Source organism: Streptomyces sp. NPDC058307 (assembly GCF_042880295.1).
Classification (GTDB): domain Bacteria; phylum Actinomycetota; class Actinomycetes; order Streptomycetales; family Streptomycetaceae; genus Streptomyces.
Window position 1 is genome coordinate 1 of sequence record NZ_JBHVYZ010000161.1, and the last position, 2,240, is coordinate 2,240.

Below are 2,240 nucleotides of genomic sequence, written 5' to 3' on the forward strand. Positions count from 1 at the left end.
GCTCCACGATGTCCACGACCGCAGACTATCGAACACACCAAATGAGATGTCCTCTGAGTGGAAGCTGCTGGTGGGAACTAGGCCACGGCGGTCGCCGGTTGACACCCACAGGGACGTGCATGTCGCCGCTGTGGTCACCGTTCTCGGGGTGCTCCTGGCCCACCAGGAGTTCCCGGTTCATCCAGGCCATCCTGCACAACATGAGGAAGATCCAGTACCGCCCCACGCATCGACGGATGCCTCGCCGGAACCGGCCAGACCATTCGACGACATCATGAGTTCAACTCAGCAGTTCACCGGTCGCGGCATCGATCGCTACGTCCCGTTTTCCGCTGCCTACTAGCCACAGTGGTCGCCATTTGCCCTTGATCTGTTGGGCGAGAAGCAACGTGGATTCGGTCGGCAGGCCAGTCGCCTGTGCGGCGATTCTTCGGGCCTCGGCTTCATCGATGGTGACTGATGGGAGGTGCGGGTCCTTGACAGCCTTGGCCGTAAAACCAATGACCCGCCCCGTCGTTGTGACGGTGAGGTCGAGACGCATCGGCAGCAGAACCCCGTCGGCGTGCCGTCGGTAAGACACCACGTATGCACGTGTTGGCCCGTCCCCGATGGAGCGGATCAACTGCTTGCTCCCCGCTACGTTCTTCGGGAACCACTTACGGGCAAACTTATCCGTGACCGTCGCGACTTGTTGCTTGCTGAAGGTTCCTTCATCGCCACGGTTGTTGGATGACCAGGCGCTCTCCAGTTCTTTTTCCGGCCACCAACCTGCGATGCTCCCCCGGTTCGTTTGAGCAGTGATCTTCAGGCGGCTTCCCCGCCTCTCGGTGGCCGTCTCGCGAACCTGAGTGTCGCTGCCGTAGATGCCCTTGGCTGCTGTATTGATCCACTCATCGGCTTGAACTGCGGACTCTGCGAGGTTTTTCTTCTGGTCGTCCATCGCAACGACGTCGACCGAATCGATACGAGAGTGGAAGACGCCGCCCACAGCTATGGTGCCGACCAAGGCAAGCGACGTCCCCCAGAGCAGATCACGCACAGGCTTGCTGCGCGGCTGCTGCCGCTGGCGCAGCCAGAGGGCCCCTGCCAGCGATCCCACCACGGCGCCCGTTGTATTCGCTGCGAAGTCCGTCACGCTGCACGATCGGCCCAGGTTCGCGACGGACTGGATGAGTTCGACCGCTCCGCTCAGGCATCCGAACGCCGCTGCGACTGTCACTGGCCGCTTGAAGAGCAGCACGGCCAGAAACGCGCCAGGTGCGAAGAGAGCGATGTTCAGCAGGGAACTCGTCGACGTAAACAGGTGTTCAGGCACACCTGTGTCGCACTGCCCGGCCTCCAAGCCCGCGTCGCCTGGCAGAAGGGTCACGCTCACGATGCCAACTACGTAGGTAGCCAGCGCGGTCCCTAGAGGCCACGGTTTGTTTCTGGCCTTGGCGATGAGTGCCGTTGGCGCCCCGACAAGGGCGGCGAGGATCAGGAAGATAACGATAAGACCCGGTACGGCCTTGATGGATGCTTCGATCACGAGATGGCCTTAGGTGCACGAAACCGGGGCGTCGTTGAGACGCCCCGGCTACCGTGGAATCGGATTAGCAGACGCTGAGGTTGGGGGTGTAGTAATTACCGGTGCTGGCCTTCATGTACCCGGCGATGGAGCAGTCCGGAACCTCGGACTTCTTCTTACCGCCCCAGCTGTGCGACAGCGTCTGACCCGCAGAGATCGTCTTCTGAGTGTCCAGGAACAGAGACGCTCCCGTGGTCATCGCGAGCTGGATCGTGACCGTGCTGCCACCAGTTTTCTTGTATGAAGTGGAGGAGTAGTACAAGGCGCAGTTGCCGCTTACGAGGCACCCGTCGTCTCCATTGATGGTCAAAACCCCGTTTGACAGCTGAGTGCTCTTGGATCCGAAGGCAAACGCGTTCGTCCCCGTGAGCACAAGTGCGCCCGTCATGGCCACGACGGCCAGCGTCTTCTTCAGCATGGTGTCCCCCTGTGGTAAGTGAGGTAAGCGTTAGTTGCAACCTCAACAACTTGAGAAGGCTAGCCCGGCAGAGTTTGACGAGGACAGGCCACGATCGACACTTGGCGTGAAGTCGATCATGAACGGCTTGATCGTTGCCTGCTACTGCCGTCGCTCAGTGCGCGCACCGTTCTTGAACGGTTCTCCGGGCGCTTAAGACGTCGTCTCATTTGGCGAGTCGGCGGTAGCAAATGAGGGTGCAGGCGATGGCGGCGA

Annotated in this window: 2 protein-coding genes; both read right to left on the reverse strand. The window is 60.8% G+C overall.

From position 1 onward, the window contains the following. Positions 1–280: 280 nt before the first annotated feature. On the reverse strand, positions 281–1,528 hold the full coding sequence (locus tag ACFVYN_RS41250; protein WP_390008051.1) for a VanZ family protein: 1,248 nt from the start codon (positions 1,526–1,528) through the stop codon (positions 281–283). Positions 1,529–1,592: 64 nt separating this feature from the next. Then, positions 1,593–1,985: a hypothetical protein gene (locus tag ACFVYN_RS41255; RefSeq protein WP_390008053.1), complete on the reverse strand. Its 393-nt coding sequence runs from the start codon at positions 1,983–1,985 to the stop codon at positions 1,593–1,595. Positions 1,986–2,240: the final 255 nt, after the last annotated feature.